Origin of the sequence: Sphingomonas sp. TF3, assembly GCF_003985085.1 — a bacterium.
Classification (GTDB): domain Bacteria; phylum Pseudomonadota; class Alphaproteobacteria; order Sphingomonadales; family Sphingomonadaceae; genus Sphingomonas.
Genome location: NZ_RWKS01000004.1, coordinates 175,358 through 195,982 on the forward strand (window position 1 = coordinate 175,358; position 20,625 = coordinate 195,982).

At 64.2% G+C, this 20,625-nt stretch carries 20 protein-coding genes; 12 read left to right on the forward strand and 8 right to left on the reverse strand.

Annotation, left to right across the window (positions count from 1 at the left end):
• Position 1 precedes the first annotated feature (1 nt).
• Positions 2-718 carry a ParA family protein gene (locus EJC47_RS04930; RefSeq protein ID WP_010403240.1) on the reverse strand — a complete coding sequence of 239 codons (717 nt, stop codon included), beginning with the start codon at positions 716-718 and terminating at the stop codon, positions 2-4.
• Positions 719-890: 172 nt separating this feature from the next.
• Here EJC47_RS04930 and EJC47_RS04935 point away from each other — a divergent pair, with 172 nt between their 5' ends.
• Positions 891-1,889, forward strand: coding sequence for an SPOR domain-containing protein (locus tag EJC47_RS04935; RefSeq protein WP_126845716.1), 999 nt, complete (start codon positions 891-893; stop codon positions 1,887-1,889).
• Between the two features lie 4 nt (positions 1,890-1,893).
• Here the strand turns inward: EJC47_RS04935 and serB are convergent, their stop codons facing one another.
• Positions 1,894-2,775, reverse strand: a complete 882-nt coding sequence (gene serB, locus EJC47_RS04940; protein WP_126845717.1) for a phosphoserine phosphatase SerB — start codon at positions 2,773-2,775, stop codon at positions 1,894-1,896.
• Here serB and miaA point away from each other — a divergent pair.
• The 7 genes from miaA to leuA all read left to right on the forward strand — a co-directional run bounded on the left by miaA (position 2,768) and on the right by leuA (position 10,470).
• Positions 2,768-3,697 carry a tRNA (adenosine(37)-N6)-dimethylallyltransferase MiaA gene (gene miaA / locus EJC47_RS04945; RefSeq protein ID WP_126845718.1) on the forward strand — a complete coding sequence of 310 codons (930 nt, stop codon included), beginning with the start codon at positions 2,768-2,770 and terminating at the stop codon, positions 3,695-3,697. The genes serB and miaA overlap by 8 nt on opposite strands.
• A gap of 78 nt (positions 3,698-3,775) precedes the next feature.
• Positions 3,776-5,533, forward strand: coding sequence for an acetolactate synthase 3 large subunit (locus EJC47_RS04950; protein WP_126845719.1), 1,758 nt, complete (start codon positions 3,776-3,778; stop codon positions 5,531-5,533).
• A complete protein-coding gene (gene ilvN / locus EJC47_RS04955; protein WP_010403246.1) occupies positions 5,533-6,048 on the forward strand; it encodes an acetolactate synthase small subunit in 516 nt (171 codons plus the stop codon). The genes EJC47_RS04950 and ilvN overlap by 1 nt, the downstream gene beginning before the upstream one ends.
• 185 nt (positions 6,049-6,233) lie before the next feature.
• Positions 6,234-7,253, forward strand: coding sequence for a ketol-acid reductoisomerase (gene ilvC, locus EJC47_RS04960; RefSeq protein ID WP_126845720.1), 1,020 nt, complete (start codon positions 6,234-6,236; stop codon positions 7,251-7,253).
• Positions 7,254-7,379: 126 nt separating this feature from the next.
• Positions 7,380-8,009 (forward strand): YceI family protein, encoded by a 630-nt coding sequence (locus EJC47_RS04965; RefSeq protein ID WP_126845721.1) that lies wholly within the window; start codon positions 7,380-7,382, stop codon positions 8,007-8,009.
• Entirely contained in the window at positions 8,006-8,647 is a 642-nt protein-coding gene (locus EJC47_RS04970; RefSeq protein WP_260591478.1) for a TMEM175 family protein, read from the forward strand. The genes EJC47_RS04965 and EJC47_RS04970 overlap by 4 nt, the downstream gene beginning before the upstream one ends.
• A 164-nt stretch (positions 8,648-8,811) precedes the next feature.
• Entirely contained in the window at positions 8,812-10,470 is a 1,659-nt protein-coding gene (gene leuA / locus EJC47_RS04975) for a 2-isopropylmalate synthase (protein WP_126845722.1), read from the forward strand.
• 128 nt (positions 10,471-10,598) lie between these two features.
• Here leuA and EJC47_RS04980 read toward each other — a convergent pair whose 3' ends face one another.
• The 3 genes from EJC47_RS04980 to folE are packed head-to-tail and all read right to left on the reverse strand — an operon-like array spanning position 10,599 to position 12,324.
• Entirely contained in the window at positions 10,599-10,955 is a 357-nt protein-coding gene (locus EJC47_RS04980; RefSeq protein ID WP_126845723.1) for a dihydroneopterin aldolase, read from the reverse strand.
• Positions 10,952-11,698 carry an SDR family oxidoreductase gene (locus EJC47_RS04985; protein WP_033965011.1) on the reverse strand — a complete coding sequence of 249 codons (747 nt, stop codon included), beginning with the start codon at positions 11,696-11,698 and terminating at the stop codon, positions 10,952-10,954. The genes EJC47_RS04980 and EJC47_RS04985 overlap by 4 nt, the downstream gene beginning before the upstream one ends.
• A gap of 5 nt (positions 11,699-11,703) precedes the next feature.
• On the reverse strand, positions 11,704-12,324 hold the full coding sequence (gene folE / locus EJC47_RS04990; RefSeq protein ID WP_033965008.1) for a GTP cyclohydrolase I FolE: 621 nt from the start codon (positions 12,322-12,324) through the stop codon (positions 11,704-11,706).
• Between the two features lie 42 nt (positions 12,325-12,366).
• Between folE and EJC47_RS04995 the strand changes: the two genes are divergently transcribed.
• The 3 genes from EJC47_RS04995 (at position 12,367) to EJC47_RS05005 (ending at position 15,672) form a co-directional block, all read left to right on the forward strand.
• Complete coding sequence (locus tag EJC47_RS04995; protein WP_033965009.1) at positions 12,367-12,567, forward strand: hypothetical protein; 201 nt, start codon at positions 12,367-12,369, stop codon at positions 12,565-12,567.
• Entirely contained in the window at positions 12,564-15,197 is a 2,634-nt protein-coding gene (locus EJC47_RS05000) for a TonB-dependent receptor (protein ID WP_126845724.1), read from the forward strand. The genes EJC47_RS04995 and EJC47_RS05000 overlap by 4 nt, the downstream gene beginning before the upstream one ends.
• Before the next feature lie 193 nt (positions 15,198-15,390).
• Entirely contained in the window at positions 15,391-15,672 is a 282-nt protein-coding gene (locus EJC47_RS05005; protein ID WP_010403256.1) for an SWIB/MDM2 domain-containing protein, read from the forward strand.
• Between the two features lie 234 nt (positions 15,673-15,906).
• Here the strand turns inward: EJC47_RS05005 and rmuC are convergent, their stop codons facing one another.
• A complete protein-coding gene (gene rmuC / locus EJC47_RS05015) occupies positions 15,907-17,394 on the reverse strand; it encodes a DNA recombination protein RmuC (RefSeq protein ID WP_126845725.1) in 1,488 nt (495 codons plus the stop codon).
• 95 nt (positions 17,395-17,489) lie between these two features.
• On the opposite strand from rmuC, the gene EJC47_RS05020 reads away from it, so the two are divergent.
• On the forward strand, positions 17,490-19,154 hold the full coding sequence (locus EJC47_RS05020) for a formate--tetrahydrofolate ligase (RefSeq protein ID WP_126845726.1): 1,665 nt from the start codon (positions 17,490-17,492) through the stop codon (positions 19,152-19,154).
• 134 nt (positions 19,155-19,288) lie between these two features.
• On the opposite strand, the gene def is transcribed toward EJC47_RS05020, so the two are convergent.
• Both def and recR read right to left on the reverse strand, forming a co-directional pair.
• Complete coding sequence (gene def / locus EJC47_RS05025; RefSeq protein WP_126845727.1) at positions 19,289-19,819, reverse strand: peptide deformylase; 531 nt, start codon at positions 19,817-19,819, stop codon at positions 19,289-19,291.
• 147 nt (positions 19,820-19,966) lie between these two features.
• On the reverse strand, positions 19,967-20,563 hold the full coding sequence (recR, locus tag EJC47_RS05030) for a recombination mediator RecR (protein WP_010403262.1): 597 nt from the start codon (positions 20,561-20,563) through the stop codon (positions 19,967-19,969).
• Between the last annotated feature and the right edge of the window lie 62 nt (positions 20,564-20,625).

Below are 20,625 nucleotides of genomic sequence, written 5' to 3' on the forward strand. Positions count from 1 at the left end.
GTCAGCTCACCACCCGGCGGCCGAAACCACCCGCTGCAGGGCGCTGCGCCCCGAAACCATTGGCGACATTGGGGGCGGCGAACACGGTGCGCCGGAAATTCTTTTCGAGGCGGTCGGAAATATAGGTCCACAGATCGCGGATTTCCTGCGCCGATTTGCCGTTGCCATCGACCTCCATGACCGTGCGCCCGTCGATCATCGAGGCCGCGAAATCGGTGCGATGGTGGACCGTGATCGGCGCGACCGTACCATGCTGTGACAGCGCGACTGCGGCTTCGGAGGTGATCCGCGCCTTGGGCGTCGCGCCATTGACGACGAACAGCAGCGGCTTGCCTGCGCGTTCGCACAGATCGACCGTGGCCCCGACCGCGCGCAGATCGTGCGGGCTCGGGCGTGTGGGGATGACGATCAGCTCGGCCACCGCAATCACGCTCTGGATCGCCATGGTGATGGCGGGCGGCGTGTCGATCATGGCCAGGCGGAAGCCCTGCTGACGCAGCACCTCCAGATCGGCCGCCAGCCGCGCGACCGTGGTCTGGGCGAAGGCGGGAAATTCGCTTTGCCGCTCGTTCCACCAATCCGACAGCGACCCTTGCGGATCGATGTCGATCAGGACGACGGGGCCAGCCCCGGAGAGCTGCGCCTGAACGGCCAGATGCCCGGACAAGGTCGTCTTGCCCGATCCGCCTTTTTGAGATGCCATCGCGAGGACGCGCATGAGCCCCTTTCACTCCCGCTATTCGAGAGCCATGCCTGCCATGCCATCCCTCAAGGAACGGTTAACGGTGGGGGGCCTGCTCCCCCTTTAGGATGAGCGTGGGTAACAAAATCTTTGCCATGATGCGGCTACAGGGCATGATCGGTTGAAGAAACGGGACGGGACCATTGTTATGCGCAACGCGCTAATCCTCGGCATGGCCGGGCTCTTGCTCGCAGGCGGTGCTGTGGCGGCACCCGCCGTTGCGGATGTGCGCGAGGGCGTCGATGCCTGGAGCCGCGGCGAGTATAAGAAAGCCGTCGACCAATGGCGTCCCGCGGCCATTGCGGGCGATGCCGATGCGCAATTCAACCTGGGTCAAGCCTATTCGCTCGGGCGCGGCGTTCCGGTCGACATTCCGATGGCCGAAAGCTGGTTCCGCAAGGCCGCGCTGCAGGGCCATGCCGAGGCGGAAGCGAAATATGGCCTAGTGCTGTTCGACCAGAAAAAGCGCGCCGAGGCGCTGCCCTGGCTCGAAAAGGCGGCGAAACGCGGTGAGCCGCGTGCCCAGCTGGTTTTGGGGACGATGCTGTTCAATGGCGACAGCGTCACGAAGGACTGGCCGCGCGCTTATGCGCTATTGGTGCGCTCGGCGGCTGCCAGCACGCCCGGCGCGTCCGAAGTGCAGGCGCAAATGGATACGCTGATCCCGACCGAGCAGCGCCAGCAGGGGCTACTGCTCGCCCGCCAATATGAAGCCGAGGCGCAACGCCCGCAGCTTCCGCCCGAAATTTCCGGGCGCGGCACCAGCACCGCGATGCGCGCCACCGACTTGCCGCCGTCGCAATATGATCCGAACGTCGGCAACCGGCCCCAGATCGTCGCGCTCGCCCCGCCGCCCGCCGCCAAGCCGACAAAGCCGCGCGTACCGCCCCGTGCCGCCGCAGTGGCTGAAGCGGCTCCCGCCCCGGCGGCCGGGCGTGGCGGCTGGCACCTTCAGCTTGGCGCATTCGGCGATCCCGGCAATGCCCGCAAACTATGGGGCCAAGTCAGCGGGCGGTTTGCCGGGGCGAGCGTCAGCTACGTCAAGAGCGGCGCGCTGACGCGCGTGCTGGTCGGGCCCTACCCTTCGCGCGCGGCGGCGGCGGCGGCTTGCGGCGCAGTGCGCCCCTGCGTGCCGGTCAACCCATAGCGCGTTACGCGCCGACCCATTCCGCGCGGGGAATGCCCTGCGCGTACAGCAAGGCGGACAGATCACCCTGGTCGATTCGCGCATCCGCCGCTCCAGCGACGACCGGCTTGGCGTGGTACGCGACGCCCAGGCCAGCGGCGCGGATCATCGCCAGGTCATTGGCACCATCGCCCACCGCCAGCGTAGCCTCGGGCGGCAAGTTCAGCTCGGCCATCGCCGCCAACAGCGTCTGCAATTTGGTGTCGGAGCCGACGATCGGCTTGGTCACGGTGCCGGTCAGCGCCCCGCCCGCAATCTCGAGCCGATTGGCGATGGCGCGGTGAAACCCGATCTGCGCCGCCACCGGCTCGGCAAAGCGGGTGAAACCGCCTGAGACAAGGATGGCGGTCGCCCCGCGCGCGCGCATCGTGCCGATCAACGCAACGGCACCGGGCATGATCGTCACGCGTTCGGCCAGGCAACGCTCGATCACCGCCTCGTTAAGCCCGGCGAGCAACGCGACGCGCGCATCGAGGGCACCTTCGAAATCGAGTTCGCCGCGCATTGCCGCTTCGGTAATCGCCGCGATCTGTGGCTTGATCCCGGCATAATCGGCGAGTTCGTCGATGCACTCGACGGTAATCATCGTCGAATCCATATCGGCGACGAGCAGCTTCTTCTCACGGCCCTCAGCCTGCTGCACGACCACGTCGATACCGGGAAACGCGCCCTCCAGCGCCGTGCGCGCGGCATCCGAGGCCAGGCCGAACGCAATGTCGGCCGCCTTGCCCGGCTCGATCCAGCCCTGCGCGACCGGCGCACAGCCAGCCGCTTCGAGCCGGTCCATCGCCGTCGAAATTTCCCCTGCAGCCAGATGATCCGATGCTATCAGCGTCGCAATGAACACACGTCACCTCCCAAGGCTCGCGCTCATCGCAGGGCCGACCGCCAGCGGCAAGTCCGCTCTCGCGATTGCCGTCGCGGAGCGACACGACGGCGTGGTCATCAATGCCGATTCGGCGCAGGTCTATCGGGATTTGCGCGTCCTCACCGCACGCCCCACCGCTGAGGACGAAGCGCGCGTGCCGCATCGTCTGTTCGGCCATGTCGATGGCGCGGACAGCTATTCTGCCGCCCGCTGGGCAAACGCGGCCGCGCGCGAGATCGATGCTGCGCACGCTGCGGGCAAGCTGCCGGTGCTGGTGGGCGGCACCGGGCTCTACCTGCGCACCCTGCTCGACGGCATCGCGCCCGTGCCGGAGATCGATCCGCAGATCCGCGAGGAGGTCCGCGCGCTGCCAGTGGCCGAGGCCCATGCCGCACTTGCCGTGCTTGATCCGCCCGCCGCCGCCCGGCTCGCCCCCGCCGACACCACGCGGGTGGCGCGAGCGCTGGAAGTGGTGCGCTCGACCGGCAAGCCCCTCGCCGACTGGCAAGCGGCGCGCAGCGGCGGAATCGGCGACCGCGTCGCACTCGCCGCGCTGGTCCTGCTGCCCGATCGCGACTGGCTGATGGCGCGTTGCGATGCCCGCGCGGCGGCGATGTTTGCCGACGGTGCCCGCGCGGAAGTCGCGGCGTTGCGCGATCGCCCCGACATTGCCCCCGCCGCACCGATCCGCCGTGCCATCGGCGTACCGGAACTGACGGCGGTGCTGGCCGGAGAAATGACCGAAGATCAAGCGCTTGATCTAACGTGCGTCGCTACCCGGCAATATGCCAAACGGCAATATACCTGGTTCCGCAACCAGCCTCCGGCGTGCTGGCGGCGCAGTCATGCGTTAGAAACAATCGATCTAATGCATGAAATGGATATTTTATTACGCAGTTAGCGATTGACACGTACATTTCGTGCAACTAGCAGCGCCGCTCCAACGCTGCTAAGGCCGCAGCGCGAAAGGAGACGAAACGTGACCGAGAAAAGCGGAGCAGACATCCTGATCGAGGCGCTGGGCGATCTCGGCGTGGAGGTCATCTTCGGCTATCCCGGTGGTGCGGTCCTGCCGATTTACGACGCGCTGTTCCGGCACAATGCTGCGGGCGGTCGGATCAAGCATATTCTGGTGCGCCACGAACAAGCCGCCACGCATGCCGCCGAGGGCTATGCCCGTTCAACCGGCAAGCCCGGTGTCGTTCTCGTTACCTCGGGCCCCGGCGCGACCAATGCCGTCACCGGCATCACCGATGCGCTGATGGATTCGATCCCGATGGTGGTCATCACCGGCCAGGTGCCGACAGCACTGATCGGCACCGATGCCTTTCAGGAGGCCGATACCGTCGGCATCACGCGCCACTGCACCAAGCACAATTATCTGGTGAAGGACCCGGCCACGCTGGGCGCGACGATCCACGAGGCGTTTTACATCGCCACCTCGGGTCGCCCCGGCCCGGTCGTGATCGATATCCCCAAGGATGTGCAGGTCGCCACCGCGCGTTACACCAAGCCCGGCCCGATCCGCCACAAGACCTATCGCCCGCAGGTAAAGGCCGACCAGGGCGCGATCGAGCAAGCGATGGATATGCTCGCCGCGGCCGAGCGCCCGATCCTCTACACCGGCGGCGGCATCATCAACGCCGGGCCCGCGGCCAGCCAATTGCTGTGCGAACTGGCGCGGATCACGGGTGCACCCGTCACCTCGACGCTGATGGGCCTGGGTGCTTATCCGGCAAGCGGGCCGCAATGGCTCGGGATGCTCGGGATGCACGGCACGTACGAAGCCAATCTGGCGATGAACAAGGCTGACTTGATCCTGTGTCTCGGCGCGCGTTTCGACGATCGCGTGACTGGGCGGCTCGACGCGTTCAGCCCCTATTCGCGGAAGATCCACGTCGATATCGACCGCTCGTCGATCAACAAGAACGTCCGCGTCGATTTGCCGATCGTGGCGGATGTCGGCCATGCACTGGAAGACATGGTGCGCGTGTTCAAGGCACGCCGCCATCCCAAGCCCGATCTCGCCGAATGGTGGCGGATGATCGCAGGCTGGCGCGCGGTGAAGAGCCTCGATTTCGCCGAGACCGGCCCCGAAATCATGCCGCAACGCGCGATCCGCGCGTTGTGGGAGGCGACGCACAAGCGCAGCCCGATCATCACCACCGAAGTCGGCCAGCATCAGATGTGGGCCGCCCAGCATTTCGGCTTCGAAGCGCCCAACAAATGGCTGACCTCAGGTGGCCTCGGCACGATGGGCTATGGCCTGCCCGCCGCGATCGGCGCGCAGCTCGGCAACCCCAAGGCGCTGGTGATCGACATCGCCGGGGAAGCCTCGATCCAGATGAACATTCAGGAACTAGCGACGGCGATGCAATATCGCCTGCCGGTCAAGATCTTCATCCTCAACAACGAATATATGGGCATGGTCCGCCAGTGGCAGGAACTGACCTATTCGAGCCGCTATGCCGAAAGCTATTCGGACACGCTGCCCGATTTCGTGAAGCTGGCCGAAGCCTATGGCTGGAAGGGCATCCGCATCGAGGGCAATGATCAGCTCGATGCCGGCATCGCCGCGATGCTCGATCATGATGGGCCGGTGCTGGTGGATTGCCGCGTGGCGAAGCTCACCAACTGCTTCCCGATGATCCCCTCAGGCGCAGCCCATACCGACATGATGCTCGCATCGAGCGAAGTGTCGGGCGAAATGGACGACGAAGCGAAGGCGCTGGTCTAATGCATATCACCGAAGAAAAAACGCAGCGGCACACGCTGGCCGTGATGGTCGATAACGAGCCGGGCATTCTCGCCCGCATCGCCGGCCTGTTCACCGCGCGCGGTTACAATATCGAGAGCCTGACCGTGTCGGACGTCACCGCCGACCAGGCCGTCAGCCGCATCACCATCGTCACCTCGGCCAGCGCGCATGTCATGGAACAGATCATGGCGCAGCTCGACCGGCTGGTGCCGGTGCATTCGGTGACCGATCTCACCGCGCTCGGGCCGCATGTCGAGCGCGAACTCGCGCTGCTCAAGGTCTCCGGGCACGGCGAACACCGGATCGAGGCGCTGCGCCTCGCCGATGTGTTCCGCGCGCGCGTGGTCGACACCACCATCAACAGCTTCGTGTTCGAACTCACCGGCGGGCGCGAGAAGATCGATGGCTTCATCGCGCTGATGCGACAGGTCGGACTGTGCGAAGTCGCGCGCACCGGCATCGTCGCCATCGCCCGCGGCGACAAGGCGATTTGAAGCGGGCGATTTGAAATGAATACTCCTCTCCCGCCGGGAGAGGGAGGGGCCCGCCGCGAAGCGGTGGGAGGGTGAGGGCGACGGTGCCCCAACCCATCACCCTCACCAACTCCGACTAGGCGGCAAAGCCGCCAAGTCTTCGTATCCTCTCCCACGGGGAGAGGGCTTTGATAGGGAACCAAAGAATGCGCGTTTATTATGATGCCGATGCCGATCTGAACCTGATCTCGACCAAGAAGATCGCCATCGTCGGCTATGGTAGCCAGGGCCATGCCCATGCCCAGAACCTGCGCGATTCGGGCGTCAAGGAGATCGCCATCGCATTGCGCGCCGGGTCTGCCACCGCCAAGAAGGCGACCGACGCGGGCTTCAAGGTGATGACCAATGCCGAAGCCGCTGCCTGGGCCGACATCACCATGATCCTCGCGCCCGACGAGCATCAGGCCGCCATTTATGCCGACGATCTCCACGCGAACCTGAAGCGGGGCGCGACGATCGCTTTCGCGCATGGCCTCAACGTGCATTTCGGCCTGATCGAACCGCGCGCCGATCTCGACGTCATCATGATCGCGCCCAAGGGCCCCGGCCACACCGTGCGCAGCGAATATGTGCGTGGCGGCGGCGTCCCCTGCCTGATCGCGATCCATCAGGACAAGAGCGGCAACGCACATGACATCGGCCTCGCTTACGCATCGGGCGTCGGCGGCGGTCGCTCGGGCATCATCGAGACCAATTTCAAGGAAGAGTGCGAAACCGACCTGTTCGGTGAGCAGGCCGTGCTGTGCGGCGGCATCACCCACCTCATCCAGGCCGGGTTTGAGACGCTGGTCGAGGCCGGTTACGCCCCGGAAATGGCCTATTTCGAGTGCCTGCACGAGACCAAGCTGATCGTCGATCTGCTCTATGAAGGCGGCATCGCCAACATGCGCTATTCGATCAGCAACACCGCCGAATATGGCGACATCGTCACCGGCCCGCGCATCATCACCGACGAGACCAAGGCCGAGATGAAGCGCGTCCTCGCCGACATTCAGTCGGGCCGCTTCGTCAAGAATTTCGTGCTCGACAACCGCGCCGGCCAACCCGAGCTGAAGGCCGCCCGCAAGCAGGCCGCCGCGCATCCGATCGAGAAGGTCGGCGCCGAACTGCGCGCGATGATGCCGTGGATCGGCGCCAACAAGCTGGTGGACCAGACCAAGAACTGAGCCGCATCCCTAGGCTCCGGTGGAGGGCGCGTCACGCGCCCTCTACGAAACGGATCGTTGCCGAAACGGCGTTTGACGCTTCCGCCTGTTGCACCGCATTTGCGCCCCACGTAACAGGAGACCGCAATGCGCCTTACCCATCTCTACACCGCCACCGCCGCCGTATTGCTCTTTGGTGCCCCCGTCGTCGCGCAGATGGCACCGCCCGAAATGTTCCACGGTGCCGGCACCGTTACCGACGTCAAGGCGGGCACTTATGCGGTTGAGCCACACCACACCCAGGTGACCTTCAGCGTCAGCCATTTCGGTATTTCGCCGTATGCCGGCACCTTTTCGGATGCCAGCGGCACGCTCAAGCTCGATCCGGCCAAGCCCGCCGAGACCCAGCTTGACGTCACCCTGCCCATCGCCGGCGTGCAGACCACCAGCAGCGTGCTGACCGGCGAACTGAAAAGCGCCGACTGGTTCGACGCCGCCAAATTCCCGACTGCAACCTTCCATTCGACCAAGGTCACCCAGATCAGCGGCGACGCGGTGGCGGTTGACGGCACGCTCACGCTGCACGGCGTGACCAAGCCCGTCACCTTCCGCGCCAAGCTGTTCGGCGCGGCGACCAACCCGATGAGCAAGAAGGCCTCGATCGGATTCCTTGGCCGGATGGTGATCCATCGTTCGGACTTCGGTGTCAGCAAATATGTGCCGGTCGTGTCGGATGAAACCGTGCTGGCCATCAACGCAGCGTTCGAGCTTCAGTGAGCCCAACGATCCCCCCGTCCGAGGACACCGAAGGCCGCCCCGGCGTGGGCCGCGTCGAGGCGTTTTCGGACGGGGTGATCGCGATTATCGTCACCATCATGGTGCTCGAGCTGCACCCGCCGGTGGCGGCGGGGCTCGGGCATTTATGGTCGCTATGGCCAATCTTCTTCGCTTACGCGCTCAGCTATCTTTACGTCGCGCTATACTGGTCCAACCATCACCGGCTGTTTAGCCATGCGAGCGTGGTCAGCAACGGTCTGATCTGGTCGAACATGGCGCTGCTGTTCGCGCTGTCGCTGGTGCCGTTCTCGACCGCCTATCTCGGCGAGCAGCATTTCAGCCGCGATGCGACGCTCGTCTATCTCGTCACCATGTTCGTTCCGTCCATCGCTTATGCCTGGCTACAGCGCGTGATCCGCGCAACCGGCGTGCAAGGCGTACGCGCCACTCGCTATCACGTGGCGACGCTGCGCAAGGGTATCGTCGCGATCCTCCTCTATGTGGCGGGCATGCCGCTCAGCTTCGTCTCGCCCTGGCTCGGCATTGCCTGCGCGATGCTGGTGGCGGTGCTGTGGTTTCTGCCCAACAGTCCTTTCGACCGCCTGTTTGAATCCCGGACTGGACAGCCTACCCCGTGACTTGCTAACGCGCCGCGACCATGACGCAGGCTCTGCTTCTTTCGCTGCTTCGACTTACGCGCCCTTAGGCGCGCCCCTCGCTGCGCGCCCACGGGCTGCGCCGCGACCCGCCTAAGGGACAGACCGCCCCAAACGTCGATCCGCGATACCGAGCGAGACCAACCATGCTGCGTGACCCTTCGACCAAATACCGCCCCTTCCCCACCATCGACTTGCCCGATCGGCGCTGGCCGTCGCAGACGATCGCCACCGCCCCGCGCTGGCTCTCGACCGATCTGCGCGACGGCAACCAGGCGCTGATCGACCCGATGGACGCCGAGAAAAAGACCCGGATGTTCGACCTGATCGTCAAGGTCGGCATCAAGGAAATCGAAGTCGGCTTCCCCGCCGCCGGCGCGACCGAATTCGATTTCATCTCGGGGCTGGTCAAAAGCGGCCGCATCCCCGACGACACCATGATCCAGGTGCTGACCCAGTCGCGCCGCGATTTGATCGAAACCAGCTTCCAGTCGCTGCGCGGCGCGCGCGCGGCGATCGTCCATCTCTACAATGCGGTGAGCCCGGCCTGGCGCAAGATCGTGTTCGGCATGACTCGCGCCGAGGTGAAGCAGATCGCCATCGACGGCGCGATGATCCTGCGCGACCAGGCCGCCGCCCAGCCCGACACCGACTGGTTTTTCGAATATAGCCCGGAAACCTTCTCGACTGCCGAGCTCGATTTCAGCCTGGAGGTTTGCGAAGCCGTGATGGACGTGCTGCGCCCGACGCCCGACCACAAGCTCATCCTCAACCTGCCCGCCACGGTCGAATGCGCGACGCCCAATGTCTATGCCGACCAGATCGAATGGTTCGGCCGCAACATCCGCAACCGCGATTGCGTCGCGCTCAGTCTGCATCCGCATAACGATCGCGGCACCGGCGTCGCCGCCGCAGAACTCGGGCTGATGGCGGGGGCCGACCGCGTCGAGGGTTGCCTGCTCGGCAATGGCGAGCGCACCGGCAATTGCGACCTCGTCACCGTCGCGCTCAATATGTACACGCAAGGGCTTGATCCGAAACTGGACTTTTCGGACATCGACGCGATCGTCAACACCGTTACCTATTGCACACAGCTCCCCGTGCATCCGCGCACGCCTTATGCGGGCGATCTGGTGTTCACCGCCTTCTCGGGCAGCCATCAGGACGCGATCAAGAAGGGCTTTGCTGCGCAGGAAGCCAAGAACGATACGCTGTGGGAAGTTCCCTATCTGCCGATCGACCCGGCCGATCTCGGCCGCAGCTATGAAGCGGTGATCCGCGTCAATTCGCAGTCCGGCAAGGGCGGCGTCGCCTGGGTGATCGAACAGGATAAGGGCCTGAAACTGCCCAAGCGCCTGCAGGCCGACTTCAGCCGCCACGTCCAACGCCTCGCCGACGAGACCAGCCGCGAAATGAACGCGAGCGATATTTGGGGCCTGTTCGAGGCGACCTATCTGGCGCGCGGCGAGGATCGCTTCCGTCTGCTCGATTATAATGAGAGCGGCAGCGTCGGCGACCGCCTGTTCGTCGGCCATGTCGCGGTCGATGGCGAGGAACGCTCGATCTCCGGGCGCGGCAATGGCTTGATCTCGGGCGTCATCGCGGCGCTCGGCGAAACCACCGGCCCGCAGCTCGACGTGGTCGATTATAGCGAACATGCCATCGGCCATGGTGCCGATGCGCAGGCCGCGGCCTATGTCGAATGCCGCACCGGCGACGGACGCACCGTGTTCGGCGTCGGCATCGATGCCGATATCGCCACCGCCTCGGTGCGCGCGGTGCTCAGCGCCGCGAATAGGGCGTAGCGCCCTTCCCGTTCGCCCTGAGCCTGTCGAAGGGCCCGTCTTCGCAGGCCCCAGATCCTCGCTTCAGGCGAGGGGGGCTTCGACAGGCTCAGCCCGAACGGGGGCAATCGGACAAGACCGGATGTGCGCTACCGCCCGCGCACAATCTCGCACCCGACCGCCGCATCGGGATACACGTCCGGCTTCGACGTACGCACCGTCACGCGCTCGACGCGCGGGTCTGCAAGACACAGCGCCGCGATCGCCTCGCACAGCGTTTCCTGCAAATGGAAATGGCGGTCGGCGACCAGCGCCTGCACGCCTGCGCGCACGAAATCATAATCGAGCACCGCATCGATGCGGTCTTCGGCGGGGGGCGCGGGATAGACCACCTCCATCCGCACCGACACGATCACGCGCTGCCGCGCCGCCAGTTCGTGCGGATGGATGCCGAGCCCCATCGTCACTTCGAGACCCTCGAGGATGGTGGTGAACCGAACCGTCATACCCGCCCCTCGAACATCACGTCGCGCGCGCGCGGCAGGAAGCGCTGGCCGCAATCGACGTACACAGTCTGCCCCTGCACGCCCCGCGCCTCCAGCAGGAAGGCGACCGCGCGGGCGATATCGACGGGATCGACCGGACGCTGCAACGGGTTCTTGCGCGCCGCTGCGGCAAATTCGGCGTCGCTCTGGTCGGCGCTGGGCAAGGACAGGCCGGGCGACACCGCATTGACGCGGATGCGCGGCCCCAATGCCTGCGCCAGCATCGTCGTCGCGCCCGCAAGGGCGAGCTTGGCGCAGGTATAAGAGAAGAAATCGGGGTTGAGATTGGCGATCTTCTGGTCGAGCAAATTGACCACCGCTCCCTCCGTCAGATCCTGCTGCTCCGCCAGGGCGTTGGCCAGCAGCACCGGGGCCTCGAGATTGACGGCATAATGGTCGCGCAGCAACGCCCGGCCGATGCGCGGCGGCGTGTCATAGTCGAAGAGCGACGCGCTGTTCACCACCGCCGCGAGCGGCCCGCCAAACGCCGCCCGCGCGGCCTCGACCAACGCCCCCGGCACTTCCGCGTCGGACAGATCGCCGGTCAGCACCGTTGAGCCGGGCAAGGCCGCCGACAGCCGGTCCGCATCTTCCGCCGAATGCAGATGATGGATTGCGACGCGCCAGCCCTCGCCCGCCAGATGCCGCGCAATCACCGCCCCAAGGCGACGCGCCGCCCCAGTCACCAGCACGGTGCGCGGCATTGCGATCAGCATCCCATCAAGGCGAGGATTTCCTTGCGGCTGCGTTCGTCGTCGCGGAACACGCCCATCATCCGGCTGGTGACCATCGCAACGCCTGGCGTCCGCACCCCGCGCGCAGTCATGCAGGCATGGCTCGCCTCGATCACCACCGCCACACCCAGCGGCTTGAGATTGTCCCAGATGCAATCCGCGACCTCCGCCGTCAGCCGCTCCTGCACTTGCAGGCGGCGGGCAAAGGCGTGGAGTACGCGCGCCAGCTTCGAGATGCCGACGACGTAATTGCCCGGAAGATAGGCGATGTGCGCCTTGCCGATGATCGGGGCCATGTGATGTTCGCAATGCGACTGGAACGGAATGTCCTTCAGCAGCACGATCTCGTCATAGCCGCCCACTTCCTCGAAGATCCGCGCCAGATGGACTGCCGGATCGTCGGCATAGCCCGAACAATATTCCTTCCACGCCCGCGCGACTCGTTGCGGCGTCTCCCGCAAACCCTCGCGCGCGGGGTCGTCCCCGGCCCAGCGGATCAGCGTGCGAACAGCTGCCGCGACCTCCTCCGGCACCGGAATCTTCGCCGGTCCGGCCACCAGATCGCCGTCGCCGCCTGCATCGGAACTATCGTTCATTATCTTCCCTTACCCCGATCCGTGCGATTGACGTTACGGCAAATGCGTTTCGCCGTACTGCAACATGAATTCCAGTCGCCCTGGAAACTGTTCTATTTTGAACACAGCGGGCGTATGCCGCAGTTTCCCTATTATTATGTCATTGACGGGCGATTCAACGACACGCTATTTCACAAACCGTACATTCGAAAACCAGCACCCGACATGAGATTGGGGCTGACCATCAAGGGGATGCCATCATGAAGAAGTTCGAATTGCTTGCAGCGTCGGCTTTGGCGATGCTTTCTGCCACGCCCGCCCTGTCGCAAACCACTCCTCCCCCGGCTCCTGCGCCCCAAACCACGCCCGATGGCGATGACATCGTCGTCACCGCAACCAAGCGCGAGCAGACGTTGCTCGATACGCCTGTTGCAGTGTCGGTAACCAGTGGCGCAACGATCGAGCAAGCGCAAATTCGCGATCTGAAGGATTTGCAAAGCGTCGTGCCGTCGCTGCGCGTCAATCAGCTCCAGAGCTCGGCGAACACCAACTTCATCATCCGCGGCTTTGGCAACGGTGCCAACAATGCCGGGATCGAGCCTTCGGTCGGCGTATTCATCGACGGCGTGTACCGCTCGCGATCGGCCGCGCAGATTTCCGATTTGCCCAACCTGAAGCGCATCGAAGTGCTCCGCGGCCCGCAATCGACGCTGTTCGGCAAGAATGCCTCGGCGGGCATCATCAGCATCGTCACCGCCGAGCCCGCCTTCAAATTCGCGGGCAATGCCGAGGCGACCTATGGCAATTACAACGCCGTCGTCCTGAAGGCGGCCGTCACCGGTCCCATCAGCGATACGCTCGCCTTCAGCATCGGCGGCAATTACAACCGTCGCGACGGGTACGCCTATGACGCCTTGCAGAAGACCAACGTCAACGATCGCAACCGCTGGGGCGTTCGCGGGCAATTGCTGTTCCAGCCCAATGCCGACTTCAAGATCCGCGTGATCGGCGATTACGACAAGATTGACGAAAATTGCTGCGTGGCCGGCAATCTCATCAATGGCGCGACCGGCGCGATCGTGCAGGCGCTGGCCGGTGGTAACGGGCTCGATCCGCAGAACGTGTTCTCGTACAAGGTGTACAACAACTTCCTGTCGAGCAACAAAATCGAGAATTACGGCGGATCGGTTCAGGCCGATTACAACCTCGGAAAGGTCGCACTGACCTCGATCACCGCCTATCGCGAAGTGAAGAGTGCCACCAACCAGGATTCGGATTTCACCGGTGCCGATCTGATCGGGCGGAATTCGGCCAATGTCGGGATCGATACGTTCACGCAGGAACTGCGTCTCGCCACCGATTTCGAGGGACCGCTCAACTTCCTGCTCGGCGGCTTCTATTTCAACGAAAAGATCAACCAGAAGAACCAGATCACGTTCGGTTCGCAATTCCGCCCCTATGGCAATGCGCTGATCCAGGGCGCGACCGGTGGTGCATTGAGCGTCGCCACGCTGGAAACGACCTTTGGCGCGCTTGAAGGGAATCCGGCGAAATATACCGGCACCTTCTTCCGCACCGGCGACGGCCTGAACGAATCCTATGCGCTGAAGGACGAATCCTTCTCGATCTTCGGCACCGCCGATTTCAAGCCGGTCGACCGGCTGACGCTCACCGCCGGGTTCAACTATACCGACGACCGCAAGCACTTCTCGACCAACGTTGTCAGCACCGACGTATTTTCCGGCATCAACTTCGATGCGCCGCAATATGCGCCGTTCCGCAACCAGTTGCTCTACCAGGGCGGCCTCGCCCAATTGATCGGTACGCAATTGGGTCTTGGTCGCTCGGCCACCGCAGCCGAGATCGGGGCGTTCGCAGGTGCCAATCCGGCGGCCTTCAGTGCGATCAACGCAGGTGCGCAGGCCAACGCCAACGCCAACCAGAACAACCCTGCGGCCAACCCGCTCGCGGCGCTGCGCCCGCTGCAATTCCTGCCGCCGTTCCAGAACGTGCCCAACGCGGTCGAACCCGGCAAGACCAGCGACAGCAACTTCTCCTACACGTTGCGCGCGGCGTACAAGCTCGACAACCACCTGAACGCCTATGTCACCTATGCGACGGGTTTCAAGGCGAGCTCGGTCAACCTCTCGCGCGACAGCCGCCCGACTGCGGCGGATCTCGTCGCGCTGCGTACTGCCGGGCTTGCCGTCGTCAATCTCAGCTCGGGCTCGCGTTTTGCAGGCCCTGAAAAGTCGCGCGTGATCGAAGGCGGCATCAAGGGACAATATCGCAACTTCGCCTTCAACATGGCGGTGTTCCAGCAGCAGATTACCGGTTTCCAGAGCAACGTCTTCACCGGGACCGGCTTCTCGCTGCTCAATGCGCCGAAGCAATCGACCTTCGGGGTCGAGTTCGATGGCAGCGTGACCCCGGTGCCGCGGCTGACGCTCAACGGCGCGGTGACCTATCTCGACCCGAAGTACGACTCCTTCCCCAATGGCGGCGCGATCGTCGCGGGCACCTATACGGTCGGGCCGGTCAACCTGTCCGGAACACGCCCGGCCGGCATCCCTGAATTCTCGGCATCGATGGGGGCCACTTATACCCAACCGCTGTCGCACGGGATGAAGCTGTTGCTGCGCGGCGACTTTGATTACCAAACGCCGGTGCAGATCGCCGAAGGCGTCATCACCCTCGAACGCGAGGTCAAGGAACTCAACCTTGCCGCGACGCTGCAGTTCGAGAACGGGCTCGAAGTTTCGGCCTGGGGCCGCAACGTCACCAACAACCACTATATCACGACGATCTTCTCGTCGGTGGCGCAATCAGGCAGCGTTTCGGCCTATCCCAACCAGCCCGTTACCTATGGCGGGACGATCCGCTTCAAATTCTGAGCGACGCTTTTGTGGCGTAACGGCCCGCTTTCCGAACCGGAGAGCGGGCCTTTTTGCGTTACAACCCCGAAACCGACGCATTTCAGGGCATTGTAAGGCGTGACAAGGGCAAAAAGGCAGCGCACAAGGAGCGCAGCGCTATTCAAGGCGTGAAACCGATGTCGGTTGTAACGACACTCAGGAAGGACACATAATGGCCAAGACCCCAACCGCGAAGAGCGATGCGCCCAAGACCGGCGGCATCTTCGCGCCCATCACCCCCTCGGCCGAGCTCGGCGCGATCGTCGGCACCGACAAGCTGCCGCGTAGCGAAGTCATCAGCAAGGTGTGGGCCTATATCAAGGCGCACAATCTCCAGAACCCGGAGAACAAGCGCGAGATCGTCGCGGACGAAAAGCTGAAGAAGGTTTTCGGCAAGGACAAGGTGACGATGTTCGAAATGAACAAGCACCTGGCAGGCCACATGAAGGCCTGATCCCTCCTGGATCGCTTTTAAAAGACGTCGGACGCCGGCACCTCCGCAGGGGTGTCGGCGTTTTGCGTGTGTGGGGGGCTTGCTCTTCCCCTTCTTCCTCCCCTCCCTGGAAGGGAGGGGTTGGGGGCGGGTAGGCTGATGGCGAGTGTCACGCTCGATAACGGGCCAACCCACCCCTCAATCCCCTCCCTTCCAGGGAGGGGAGGAAGAGCGCGCAGCGCGGGCGTACACCCCCTATGTGTTGGCCTCGGCCTCCCCCACCGACACCACACTCGGCTCCGCCAGTTGCAGCGGTTCGCTGTCACTATAGCGCGCCAGCGCTTCGACCGGGGCGACATCCTCCAGCTCGCGCGCGCCGGTTTCGATGTTGAGATCGCGGAACTTGCGCCCCGTCACCATCAGGCGGCCGTTGAACGAGTTGGAGAAGCTGTTGAAATTGTTGACCGCGCTGTTGAGCCCCGCACCAACCTTGCGCAAGTCGTCGGCCACCTTCGCCAAACGGTCGTGCATTTCCTTGCCCAGCCGCCCAATCTCGGCCGCTTCCTTGGCCAGCCGCTCCTGCCGCCACACCGCCGCCACCGTGCGCGCGATCGCGATAAGATTGGTCGGGGTCGCCAGCAGCACACGCTTGTCGAACGCGAAGTCCCACAGCTTGTCATCTTGCTCAAGCGCAGCCGAAAGAAAATGCTCTCCGGGAATGAACATGATGACGTAGTCGGGAGCGTCGGGAAATTGGCTCCAGTAAGCTTTATTTCCGAGCGCGTTGATGTGAGCCCTCATTGATGCCGCATGCAGCGCCAGCCCGCGCGCGCGCTCAGCCTCGTCGACCGCGCCGAACGCATCCTGATAGGCATTGAGCGAAACCTTGGCGTCAATCACCAGGCTGCGCCCGCCCGGCACGGTGACGATCGCATCGGGCCGCAACCGTCCGCCCTCGTCACCGCCCGAAACCGACACTTCGGTCTGAAAATCGGTATGTTCGGACAGGCCGCAGCTTTCGAGCACGTTCTTCAACTGCTGCTCGCCCCAGCGCCCACGCGATTTGGGCGCGTTGCGCAGCGAATTGACCAGTTTGGCCGCCTCCGACGAGACCTTTTCCTGCCCGACGCGAAGCCCCTCCAACTGCCCCTTGAGCTGATCGAACGCGCTCAACCGTTCGCTTTCGACCTTGGTCACCGCTTCCTCATATTTCAGCAAGCGGTCGCTGACTGGCTGGAGCATCGACTTGAGGTTCTGCCCGGCGGTTTCCTCGGACTGGCGGAAGCGTTCGTCGGCGCGCTTGAGGAAAACCTCCTGCGCTTCGTTGAGCAATTTGTTCGACACTTCGGCAAACTGTGTTGCGAGCAAGTCCTTGGCGTGGAGCAATTCGGCAATGCGCGCCTCATGCGTTTCGCGCACCATCTGGAGCCGCGCTTCATCGGCCTCGCGCATTTCGGCGAGGCGGCTTTCGAACGCCGCGCTATGCGTCTTGAGCGCAGTATTTTCCAGCCGTGCGACATCGCGTTCATCCCGGATCGCGGCAAGCTCGGTGCGCAATTGGGCGGTTTCGCGCGCGCGTTCCTCGGCGCTCGCCAAATCGACGATCGCGCGCTTGAAATCCTCATTGCGCGCATCGCGCTCGGCGCGCGCCTGCGCCGTGCCGCGAATCCCGAGCAGGAAACCGATCGCCAGGCCAACCAGCAAGGCCGCCACTCCAAACAAGGCCATCGTCACACCGGTCATACGAAATCTCTCTGGAACATTCTGCGAACCTGTAGCTTGGGGGCCCCGTGTCGTAAATCCTCCCCCTTTGGGAATGGATTTGTTAGGGCAGCCTTATGCTGTCTGACATTGCGATCTCGCGCGCCGCTACCCTGCAACCCATCGGGCAGATCGCCCAGCGTGGCGGCATTCCACCCGAAGCGGTTGAGCCCTATGGGCATTTCAAGGCCAAGATCGACCTTCCGCGCCTCCCCGCCTCAACCGCGCAAGGCCGCCTGATCCTGGTCACCGCGATTAGCCCGACCCCGGCGGGTGAAGGCAAGTCGACAACGTCGGTCGGCCTTGCCGATGCGCTGAACCGCACCGGGCGCAAGACGATGCTGGCGCTGCGCGAACCGTCGCTCGGCCCCTGTTTCGGCACCAAGGGCGGCGCGACCGGCGGCGGCTATGCGCAAGTGGTGCCGATGGAGGACATCAACCTCCATTTCACCGGCGATTTTCACGCCATCACCAGCGCGCACAATTTGCTGGCGGCGATGATCGACAACCATGTCCATTGGGGCAATGCGCTCGACATCGACGTGCGGCGGATCGTGTGGCGGCGCGTGCTCGACATGAACGACCGCGCGTTGCGCGACATCGCCCAGTCGCTCGGCGGCCCCGCCAACGGCTACCCCCGCGAAAGCGGGTTCGACATTACCGTTGCCTCCGAAGTGATGGCGATCCTGTGCCTGGCGAGTGACTTGCACGATCTGGAGGCGCGGCTCGGGCGAATCGTCGTCGCCTACACCCGCGACCGGCGGCCCGTCACCGCGCGCGACCTCAAGGCCGATGGCGCGATGGCGGTGTTGCTCGCGCAAGCGATCAAGCCCAACCTCGTCCAGACGCTGGAAGGCACCCCTGCCCTCATCCACGGCGGCCCGTTCGCCAATATCGCGCATGGCTGCAATTCGGTGATCGCCACGCGCACCGCACTAGGTCTCGCCGATTATGTGGTGACCGAGGCGGGCTTCGGTGCCGATCTCGGCGCGGAGAAATTCTTCGACATCAAATGCCGCCAGGCCGGTTTGAAGCCCGCCGCCGCCGTGATCGTGGCGACGGTGCGGGCGCTGAAAATGCATGGCGGCGTCGCCAAGGCCGATCTTGGCGTACCCGATGCGGAAGCGGTGCGGCGCGGTGGCGTCAATCTCGCCCGCCATATCGAGAATATCCGTGCGTTCGGGGTGCCGGTGGTGGTCGCGGTCAACCGCTTCAATGGCGATACCCCCGATGAATTCGCGATGATCGAGCAGATCGCCGCCGAGCAGGGCTGCGAAGCCGTGCTATGTACGCATTGGGCCGAGGGCGGTGCCGGGGCAGAGGCGCTGGCCGAAGCAGTGGTGGCGCTGTGCGACCACAATGCCGGTCAATTCGCGCCGCTCTATTCGGACGATCTGTCGCTGTTCGACAAGATCAACACCGTCGCCACCCGCATCTACCGCGCGGAAGAAGCGATTGCCGATGCCTCGGTCCACGCGCAACTCGCGCGGTGGGAAGCCGCGGGTTTCGGGCATTTGCCGGTGTGCATGGCGAAGACGCAGTACAGCTTCTCGACCGACCCGGCCAAGCTCGGCGCGCCGACCGGCCATGTCGTGCCGGTGCGCGAGGTGCGATTGAGCGCGGGTGCCGGCTTCGTCGTGGCGATCTGCGGGGAGATCATGACGATGCCCGGCCTGCCGCGCGTTCCGGCGGCGGAGGGGATCCGGTTCGGGGCTGAGGGCGAGATAGAGGGGTTGTTCTAACCGCTCCCTTTCCCCTTCAGGGGAGAGGGCAAGCGAGGCGAAGCCGAAGCGCGGGAGAGCGGCAGTGTTGACCGCAACGGTTGTTACTGCCCCTCTCCCCGACCCTCTCCCCTGCAGGGGAGAGGGAGAATCGGTCAAGCCGCCTTGCGTTGCTTCGCCAGCTTCTTGAGCAGCATGTCGCGCTTCAGCTTGGAAATGTGGTCGATGAACAGCACGCCGTTCAGATGGTCGATCTCATGCTGCAACGCCGTCGCCAGCAAACCGTCAAAATCGGCCTCGTGGCGCTCGCCCTGCTCGTCGAGCCAGCTCGCGCGGCACCGGGTCGGGCGCTCCACTTCGGCATATTGCTCGGGGATCGACAGGCAGCCTTCGTTATAGAAGGAGGTTTCCTCGCTCAGCGACAACAATTCCGGGTTGATATAGACGAGCGGCTTGCGCACCGGCTTGGCATCTTCCGCGTCGCTTTCGGGCTCCTGCAGGTCGATCACGACAATGCGCTGCTCGATCGCAACCTGCGTCGCGGCGAGACCGATCCCGCGCGCGGCGTACATCGTGTCGAACATGTCGGACACGATTTTCCGCACGGAGTCATCGACCGTTTCAACGGGCTTGGCGACGACGCGGAGACCGGGATGCGGGACTTCAAGAATTTCTAGGACAGCCATTCCTGCGAGCTAGGAAAGCAACAGCCGTCCGTCAAGTTCGGAGCCTCCACTCTTGATAGCTTTGCGTCTTCGCGCCTTCGCGTGATTCAATTTTCACGCGAAGGCGCGAAGGCGCGAAGACCCGAAGAACACGTCCCGCTGTGTAAATTACCCCACCGGTCGGCGCGCGCGCAAGGCCTGGGCCAGCGTGCCTTCGTCGAGATAATCGAGTTCGCCGCCCACTGGCAGGCCGTGCGCCAATTGGGTGATGCGCACCGGAAAGCGTTCGATCCGCTCGATGATGTAATGCGCCGTGGTTTGCCCCTCCAGCGTCGCGTTCATCGCCAGCACGACTTCGTCGATCCCGCCCTCGGCGATGCGGCGCACCAGCGAATCGATCGCGAGATCCTCGGGCCGTACGCCCTCCAGCGCCGACAGCCGCCCGCCCAGCACATGGAACCGCCCCGGAAACAGCCGCGACCGATCCAGCGCCCATAGATCGGCCACCTCCTCCACCACGCACAGCGCGCGCGCATCACGGCGCGGATCGGCGCATACGCCACAGGGATTGGTGGTATCGATATTGCCGCAAATCGAACAGGTTGAGAGCCGTTCCTCAACCGCCATCAACGCACTCAGCAACGGCCCCAGCGCCGCCTCGCGCTTCTTCAGCAAGTGCAGCACCGCACGTCGGGCGGAGCGCGGCCCCAGCCCTGGCAATTTGGCGAGAGCCTGTGTCAGCGCTTCGATTTCGGGAGAGGCCATGGAGAACAGATAGGGGGTTGCGCCGCGTTCGTCACCCCGGCGCAGGCCGGGGCCGTCCCGTG

What these genes read in the sequence shown, in the direction of transcription:
- EJC47_RS04930 (WP_010403240.1), bottom strand. Translation starts at nt 718, where the DNA reads ATGCGCGTCCTCGCGATGGCATCTCAAAAAGGCGGATCGGGCAAGACG.
- EJC47_RS04935 (WP_126845716.1), top strand. Translation starts at nt 891, where the DNA reads ATGCGCAACGCGCTAATCCTCGGCATGGCCGGGCTCTTGCTCGCAGGC.
- miaA (WP_126845718.1), top strand. Translation starts at nt 2,768, where the DNA reads ATGAACACACGTCACCTCCCAAGGCTCGCGCTCATCGCAGGGCCGACC.
- ilvN (WP_010403246.1), top strand. Translation starts at nt 5,533, where the DNA reads ATGCATATCACCGAAGAAAAAACGCAGCGGCACACGCTGGCCGTGATG.
- ilvC (WP_126845720.1), top strand. Translation starts at nt 6,234, where the DNA reads ATGCGCGTTTATTATGATGCCGATGCCGATCTGAACCTGATCTCGACC.
- EJC47_RS04965 (WP_126845721.1), top strand. Translation starts at nt 7,380, where the DNA reads ATGCGCCTTACCCATCTCTACACCGCCACCGCCGCCGTATTGCTCTTT.
- leuA (WP_126845722.1), top strand. Translation starts at nt 8,812, where the DNA reads ATGCTGCGTGACCCTTCGACCAAATACCGCCCCTTCCCCACCATCGAC.
- EJC47_RS04980 (WP_126845723.1), bottom strand. Translation starts at nt 10,955, where the DNA reads ATGACGGTTCGGTTCACCACCATCCTCGAGGGTCTCGAAGTGACGATG.
- EJC47_RS04985 (WP_033965011.1), bottom strand. Translation starts at nt 11,698, where the DNA reads ATGCCGCGCACCGTGCTGGTGACTGGGGCGGCGCGTCGCCTTGGGGCG.
- folE (WP_033965008.1), bottom strand. Translation starts at nt 12,324, where the DNA reads ATGAACGATAGTTCCGATGCAGGCGGCGACGGCGATCTGGTGGCCGGA.
- EJC47_RS04995 (WP_033965009.1), top strand. Translation starts at nt 12,367, where the DNA reads ATGCGTTTCGCCGTACTGCAACATGAATTCCAGTCGCCCTGGAAACTG.
- EJC47_RS05000 (WP_126845724.1), top strand. Translation starts at nt 12,564, where the DNA reads ATGAAGAAGTTCGAATTGCTTGCAGCGTCGGCTTTGGCGATGCTTTCT.
- EJC47_RS05005 (WP_010403256.1), top strand. Translation starts at nt 15,391, where the DNA reads ATGGCCAAGACCCCAACCGCGAAGAGCGATGCGCCCAAGACCGGCGGC.
- rmuC (WP_126845725.1), bottom strand. Translation starts at nt 17,394, where the DNA reads ATGACCGGTGTGACGATGGCCTTGTTTGGAGTGGCGGCCTTGCTGGTT.
- EJC47_RS05020 (WP_126845726.1), top strand. Translation starts at nt 17,490, where the DNA reads ATGCTGTCTGACATTGCGATCTCGCGCGCCGCTACCCTGCAACCCATC.
- def (WP_126845727.1), bottom strand. Translation starts at nt 19,819, where the DNA reads ATGGCTGTCCTAGAAATTCTTGAAGTCCCGCATCCCGGTCTCCGCGTC.
- recR (WP_010403262.1), bottom strand. Translation starts at nt 20,563, where the DNA reads ATGGCCTCTCCCGAAATCGAAGCGCTGACACAGGCTCTCGCCAAATTG.